This window comes from Moritella sp. (assembly GCF_013215705.1).
Taxonomy (GTDB): domain Bacteria; phylum Pseudomonadota; class Gammaproteobacteria; order Enterobacterales; family Moritellaceae; genus Moritella.
The window spans coordinates 1-7,958 of record NZ_JABSQR010000052.1; the positions used below are offsets into that span (position 1 = coordinate 1).

The 7,958-nt window shown below is 39.5% G+C and carries 6 protein-coding genes; all 6 read left to right on the forward strand.

The genetic code is table 11. The annotated features are described in order from the left end of the window. Positions 1-764 precede the first annotated feature (764 nt). Entirely contained in the window at positions 765-1,544 is a 780-nt protein-coding gene (locus HRT96_RS21735; RefSeq protein ID WP_293135516.1) for an ATP-binding cassette domain-containing protein, read from the forward strand. Continuing rightward, a complete protein-coding gene (locus tag HRT96_RS21740) occupies positions 1,544-2,434 on the forward strand; it encodes an ABC transporter substrate-binding protein (protein WP_293160762.1) in 891 nt (296 codons plus the stop codon). Before HRT96_RS21735 ends, HRT96_RS21740 begins: the two co-directional genes overlap by 1 nt. 1 nt (position 2,435) lies before the next feature. Then, on the forward strand, positions 2,436-4,412 hold the full coding sequence (gene fhuB, locus HRT96_RS21745) for a Fe(3+)-hydroxamate ABC transporter permease FhuB (protein ID WP_293160764.1): 1,977 nt from the start codon (positions 2,436-2,438) through the stop codon (positions 4,410-4,412). An 83-nt stretch (positions 4,413-4,495) separates the two neighbouring features. Next, entirely contained in the window at positions 4,496-6,151 is a 1,656-nt protein-coding gene (locus HRT96_RS21750) for a multidrug ABC transporter permease/ATP-binding protein (protein ID WP_293160766.1), read from the forward strand. Between the two features lie 29 nt (positions 6,152-6,180). Then, on the forward strand, positions 6,181-6,384 hold the full coding sequence (locus HRT96_RS21755) for an MbtH family NRPS accessory protein (protein WP_293160768.1): 204 nt from the start codon (positions 6,181-6,183) through the stop codon (positions 6,382-6,384). A 33-nt stretch (positions 6,385-6,417) separates the two neighbouring features. Then, a partial coding sequence (locus HRT96_RS21760) for a condensation domain-containing protein (RefSeq protein WP_293160770.1) occupies positions 6,418-7,958 on the forward strand: 1,541 nt, incomplete at its 3' end.

Genomic DNA, 7,958 nt, shown 5'->3' on the forward strand with positions numbered 1-7,958 from the left:
TCCCGTCCACTCCGCCAACAAACAACGAAAGCCTGAATCGAAAGATTCAGGCTTTTTTTGTGCCTGAAATTCAGTGATAAAGCACCGTGCAGATTGTGCGGAGCGCTTATTCTTATGAGTCGTATTCAGTTGGTTAGACTGTTTACCCAAAAGAGGAGGTCTGTCACGCCGGGGGCGCGGGTTGTGGTTTGTAGATAGCCGTCCGCTCTTTCTCTTCGCCAACAACAACGAAAGTCTGAATCGAAAACTTTTATTAGCAATAGAGGTTTTTTTTGTGCCTGAAATTCAGTGATAAAATACCGAACATATCGTGCGGAGCGGTAGTTCAGTTGGTTCTACTTTTTATAAAAAGACAAACCACCTATATTTTTCGATGATATTTTTTTATAAAAATAGTATTTCATCAAAATATAACACCTTAATGATCGATTTTTTTAGTTAATAATATCTTAAGGTTTCAGCTTTTTTTTAATTGAGACCGTCCGTAATTAGTTTAATTACTCTAAGTTTTATATTCAATGACTCTATAAATTTTAACAATAACTATAAATCACTGTTATTACAGATAAAAATATTGATTTTAGATAGTGCTAGTTCTCCGCTATGAATGTGTTATTTAAATTCCAATAAAATAAATAACTAGTGAAATCTTGTATATAAAAACATTCCACTAAAAAAGGTGATATTGACAATCATTCTCATTAAGATTATAGTTTTTGTTTTTTAAATATATTAAAAATCTATCGTTACAGGAAGTTACTTTCATGCTTGAAGCAAAGCGGTTGAGTTTTAGCGTTGGCGAACGCAACCTTTTATCCGATTTAACAATGGAGTTCGAACAAGGTAAAGTTTATGCCTTGGTTGGGCATAATGGCTCTGGAAAATCAACGTTACTTAAACTTCTCGCAAACCAACAAAGTGCAACAGATGGTCTTGTTACATTAGATCAAAAACCATTAGTGAAATGGTCTAACAAAGAGTTAGCTCGTCAAATTGCTTATTTACCACAACACCTCCCTGCTACCGATACGCTTAGTGGTCACGATCTTGTTAGTTTTGGTCGTTACCCTTGGCATGGTTTATTAGGCCGTTTATCAGATACAGATAAAGATTGCATTGAGAACGCAATGGAATTGACCGATACGCTGATCTATCGAGACCGCTTGGTAGATACGTTATCTGGTGGTGAGCGTCAACGCGTTTGGCTTGCTATGTTATTGGCTCAAAAAACCCGTTACCTTTTACTGGATGAACCTTTATCGGCACTCGATATCGCACATCAAATCGAAGTATTGACCTTGATTCGTAAGCTGAGCCAAGAGCTGAATCTAGGTGTCATTATTGTTCTACATGATATCAATATGGCCGCTCGTTTCTGTGATCATATTGTTGCCCTGCATTCAGGGAAGCTACTTAAACATGGCACCGTTGATGAGTTATTAGAAGCTGAAACATTAGAGCAAATCTATGGTATTCCAATGGCTGTTATGCAGCATTCTGTAGGTTATCCAGTTGCAATGCCTTGCGCTAAGGTTTGTAATTAATGAAATCAATTTTTTTAATATTAGTGTTAGTTACTAGCTTTACTTGTTGTGCAGCTGAAGAGTCTCGAAGCTTAAAAGTATCTGTTAATCGCATTGTTGCTATTGATTGGACTCACGTCGAAACCTTACTTGCTTTAGGTGTCACTCCTTTAGGCATTGCTCAGAAACAAGATTATAACGCTTGGGTTAAAGAACCTAAAATACCAAATGGTGTATTAGATCTAGGGCTACGCACCCAACCTAATTTAGAACTGCTCGCAGAATTGGCTCCAACTCAAATATTAATTTCTCCAATGTTCAGCGTATTGACCCCGCAATTACAAAAAATAGCAAAAGTGACTGAAATTGGTTTATACAAAAAAGGCAATGTGAATTGGCAGGCAATGGAGAGTATGACGAGAGAGCTGGCGATGAATATTGGCGTTGAAAAAGAGGCTGAACGTTTTATTCTTCAAAAGCGTGATGAGATATTAGCATTAAAGCAGCAAGTTCCGAGTGATTTGCCCCCTGTACTGATGGTGCAATTTATGGATGCGAATCACCTACGCGTATTTGGTGAAAATAGTTTATATAAAACAGCGGTAAATGAATTAGGGATTGAGAGTGCTTGGCAAGGAACAACTAATCAATGGGGTTTTTCTTTGGTTGGCATTAATGAACTTGTTGGTATTGACGCTCAAATAGTGGTGATTGAACCTCTTCCAATTGGCACTGAGTCTGCCCTTGAGCATAATGAGTTGTGGCAATTTATGAGTAAAGAATCAAACTATCCCGTGTTAAGAATGCCAGCGGTATGGAGTTTTGGTGCATTATCATCGGCTACGCGTTTTGCGGACTTATTTGTGCGTGCACTGTCTTCTCATTTAGTTGCTAAAAATAGTGGAGAATAAGATGACTGTAACGCCTATTAGGTTAACAACTGGCTTACTCGGTTTTGTTATATTCCTATCTGCTTGGCAGTTAATGAATATTGGCCCTTGGCGTGAGAGCATTGAAAGCCTGTGGCACTTCAATCCTAATTCTGTGCAAAGTGTGCTGCTGCATTTTAGTTGGTGGCCACGTCTTGTTACGACATTATTAGCTGGTGCAGGTTTAGCTGTTGCTGGTGTTCTCATGCAGCAGGTTTTACGTAATCCTTTAGCTTCTCCTGCAACATTAGGAGTGGCAAGTGGTGCGAATTTGGCTTTATTACTCGCAACATTATTTGCACCGCAATTATTATTGTGGTCACCGTCCGCTGTTGCTACGTTGGGCGGACTATTTACCATGCTTGTGGTATTTTCGCTGGCTTGGCGTCGGGCATTATCGCCATCAATCGTGATCGTTTCTGGCTTAGTTGTTAATCTATATTGTGGATCTTTCGCTACTGTATTGTTATTGATGAATCAAGAAGAGCTGAAAGGGTTAATGATCTGGGGTGCCGGTTCACTTGTTCAAAGTAGTTGGGATGATGCGATTTTTTTAGCTCCCAGATTATTCGCGGCCACTATTATTGTATTTTGTTTTGTGCGACCTCTCAGTTTACTTGAGCTATCAGATGAAAGTGCACGCAGTTTGGGGATGTCATTAGCCAAATTAAGGATTATCACATTAACGCTCGCCGTTTTATTAACTGCTTGGGTAGTGAGTACTGTTGGTGTTATCGGTTTTATCGGTCTTGCTGCGCCTGCATTCGTGCGTTTGTTAGGGGTGAGAAGCTTAGCTCATCGTATTATATGGTCTGCGATCCTCGGGGCATTATTATTAAGTTTCACTGATCTGCTATTGCAACAATTACCTGGGGTCTTGCCTATGTTGATCCCTACTGGTGCCGCAACAGCTATCTTAGGCGCACCCTTATTATTATGGCTTTTACCTCGATTACAATTCAAATCTCAATCGCAAACACAAACGTTATTATCAAAAAATGGTACCAGCGTAAGTTATTTGTCAGCGAAGCATATGTTGGGATTACTTTTTTTATCATTGGTTTTGTTGTTTGTTTTTAGTTTATTTGGACAACAAATTGACGGCTGGACTTGGTTAACGGGTGTGCACAATTGGGACTTATTAGAGTGGAGAATACCAAGACTGGTTGGTGCGGCTACCGGTGGACTCATGCTTGCAGTAGCTGGGACTGTCATCCAGCGTTTAAGTGGTAACCCGATGGCAAGTCCTGAAATTATGGGTATTAGTTCTGGTGCTGCTCTCGGCCTTATTATTGCTATTTTTTCTGGATTTGGCGCAACTAAACTGGGACTTTATTTTGGCGGGCTCGTTGGTGCTATGTTGACCTTAGGATTACTCGTTTTACTTAACCGTCGTAGTGGCTTTCAGCCTGAACGTTTATTACTTACAGGTGTGGCGATAACAGCATTAATGGATGGCGTTCAAAGTTTTATTTTGGCTGGAGGTGACCCTCGCAGTTATCAGGTACTTGCTTGGCTATCTGGATCAACATATTACGTCGATGCGGATTCGTTAGTCATGATTGTTGTTTGTGCTGTCGTACTGACTATTGCTGCGCTGAGTTGTAGTCGATGGCTCGATGTTTTACCACTTGGTGCAGAGCAGTCTGCAGCTTTAGGTATCGATGTTAATCGTGCTCGACTGATATTATTAGCGCTGGTTGCAGTGCTGACTGTGATTGCCACCTTGGTTGTTGGTCCATTAAGTTTTGTCGGTTTAATGGCTCCACATATTGCCCGTTTGTTTGGTTTTAACAATGCCCGCGCGCATATTCTGAGTGCTGGTATGTTTGGTATGATCTTAATGTTGTTAGCGGACTGGCTTGGCCGTCAATTACTCTATCCACAAGAGATACCTGCAGGTCTGATGGCTTCTATCATAGGTGGTTTATACCTTATGTGGGGACTGCGACGTTTATAAAAACGTGGATTTAGTACTTTAATTACGCCTCACCTTGAATAGAAATAAAGGTGATTATCATTTAGCTATGGCAAGGATTTTTTATGAAATTACTCATGATGCTGGGGGCAAAACAAGGTTCGGTATTGTCTGCGGTAATGCTGTTGAGTCTATGTAGTGCAGGACTTAGTGTCGGTGTGATTGTGTTTATTCAACATAACATGTTAAACCCTGACGGTGAGTTGGTAATGCTACTTGTGCAATTCGGTATGTTACTTATTTGTTTATTACTTATTTCAACAGCCGCACAAGTATCATTGCATATTTTAGGGCATCGTTTTGTCTATAAAAAACGTTATGAATTGGTTCAGCAATTATTAAATACTGATATTGAACAACTCGAAAAAATTGGTGGTTCATCTATTTTAGCGTCTTTAAATACGGATATTCGAAATATTACGATCGCATTCGTACACTTGCCTGAGTTAGTTTATGGTGCTGTGCTTGCTATCTTTGCGATGATTTATTTAGGATTTCTTTCGACATCATTATTCTTGGTTAGTTTAGTTATGTTATCCATGACCGCGCTGATTGGTTATTGGTTGGTGTATAAGATCAGTCATTATGTACAACAAGTTCGTGAGTATGATGATGAATTATTTGCGGATTACCAAGCCATGATTGATGGGCGAAAAGAGCTAGCGCTTAACCCGAAGCGTGCACAGCGTTTCTTTCATGAAGAGTTTGATGTGCATGCTAAGGCTTACTGCGAACAAGTCACGAAAGCCGATATACATAATGGCTTCGCGGGCAATCTTGCCAATACTGTGATACTTGCATTAATCGGTTTAAATTATTATCTCGCCGTTGGTTTGAACTGGGCAAGCTTAGAAGTTGCTTCAACCTTTGCATTAGTTATCTTGTTCATGCGCTCGCCGTTAATGTCTGCTGTAGCCGCTTTACCTGCATTGATCGCGGCAAATGTATCGATGAACAAATTAACTAGATTAGAGCTTAATACTGACAATCTCGCCACTGAATCACGTAATACCTATAGCGGTTTTAAACAGCTTCAATTTAAGGGCGTTGAATATACCTATCAATCCGAGACGGATGAGTCTGCTTTTTCTGTAGGGCCATTAAATCTCACGATTGAACAAGGACAACTGATATTTATTATTGGTGGTAATGGTAGTGGTAAATCTACATTTGCACGTCTACTGACTGGATTATATAGGCCGCAGAAAGGTGAGGTGATTATTGATGGTCAGCCTGTCAGCATTGCGTCATGGCATGAATATAGAACATTATTTTCAGCGGTTTTTACTGACTTTCATCTATTCCACCAATTGCTTAATGGGGAAGGAAATAATGTTGAATCCCAGCAAGTTGAATATTGGATGAATATGTTAGAAATGCAACATAAAGTCAGCTATGAGGACGGCAAACTTAGTGATGTTCGTTACTCTCAGGGGCAACGAAAACGCTTGGCTTTATTGATGGCTGTACTTGAGCAACGAGATTGTTTATTGCTCGATGAATGGGCTGCGGATCAAGACCCTCGTTTTAGACATTTTTTCTATCAAACTATCTTACCGTTATTAAAACAGCGCGGTAAGACAATTATTGCGATTACACATGATGATCGTTATTTCAATATTGCAGACCGAGTAATCAAAATGGATAACGGTCAATTAATTGAATTAGATGATCGAGAGTTGGATCAAGCTCAGCAGATTGTTGAGCAAGTTATTAGTTAGATCTCTATCGGGATAAATAAGGGAATCGTATGAGTATAGATCATCAGGACACTGTTTTTTTTGTTGTTAAAAATGCGCAGGAACAATACAGCATTTGGCCTAACTACCGTGATATACCCGAAGGATGGGAAGATATGGGTGTACAAGGTAATAAAGAAACTTGTCTCGCACATATCAATAAAGAGTGGACAGACTTACGTCCGAAAGACTTACGCGATGCGTTAGCAGAATAATTATAGAATTAATTGTTAGATCAGGGACAGATTATGTCAGTAGTAGATTGTGTAAATAGTAATGAACCATCAGATTGGACTGGACTTTCCTTTTCACAGCAACGGTTATGGTTATTTCAACAGTTAAACCCACAGAGCAAAGCGTATAACCTCGGCGGTTTATTATGGATTGATGGTGAGTTAGATGTAATCAAACTTGAATCTACTATTGAAACGATCCGGCAGCAGCAAGAGATATTACGAGCTCAGTTTACTGAAGTTGATGGTATTCCTTGCCAACGGTCAGCTCCTTACATTTATCAAAAATTAGTTTTTATTAATTTAGAGCATCATTCAGAAGCGGTGTCGGAAGCTCAATTTCTTGCCCGTGAATTATGGCTTGAACGCTTTGATTTAGAGTCAGGACCTTTGATTCGATGGTGTTTATATAAAGTGGCCGAGAACAAGCATGCTTTGCTTATATCTGGGCATCATATTTTAGTTGATGCTTGGTCATTACAATTAGTGATCAAACAGATTATCTCGGGTCTCTCTGATAAGCAGCTTAAAGTAAGAAAAAGTCAGAATTATTTCAGTTATGCTCAGGAGCAACGAGATTGGTTAGCAAGTTCTGATGCTCAAAGTGAATTCGCTGATTTTCATAAAAGTGTGAACTATGATTCTGCACGTTTAACATTGCCACGTTTGAATGATCTACAGCAAGATACATATACTGCGTCACATTACTGCCCTGAGTTCTCTTATGAACTTAACGACACTGTTTCTCGCAAAGCGAAACAGCTAGGTTGTAGCAAATTTACGTTACTACTAGCTGGGTTACAGCTAACAATGAATACTTGGAGCAGTGAGGGGAGTCCTACTCTTTGTGTCCCTAATTTCAATCGTAACTCAGCTAATAGACGTTCGTTAGGGTTCTATGTCAACAATATGGCATTAAATACGACTTTCTCTCCGTTGATGACGACGGAAGAATGGATTGATTTATGTAAGAATAATTTAGACAAAGCTCAAAAACACCAGCATTTACCACTTGAACTTATTGATAATAATGAGGAGCAAGTTAATGCTCAGGTTGCTTTTAATTTCCGTAGTCATGGTGATGGGTTAACGCAAACATCGGATGGATTATTTATTCGTTTCGAAGAGTTTGAAGTCAGTGAAACGCCATTTGAAATCGTATTAGATGTGATATCTTCTGAGCAATTAAGTTGTCGTTTTGTCTACGCAACAGAATTATATTCAGCGAATGTCATGAAACAATTCTCTAATCACTATTTTAAAATGATTGACTTACTCTGCCTGCCAGAAACCACCACACTTGCTGAGATTGAATTATTTGATGATGAGGAACGAGACACCTTAAATAGTTTTGCAACTCAGCCTCACTATTGGGAATATCAACCATTACCTTTGCTTATTCAACAGCAAGCTGAATTACGACCGGATGCAATCGCACTTGTGCATGGCGATGAACGTTTAAGTTATCAAGCATTGGAGCATCAAGCGAACCAACTTAGCCATTATTTGATTGAGCAAGGTGTTAGCGCTGACATGCCTGTCGGTGTTGCGTTTGA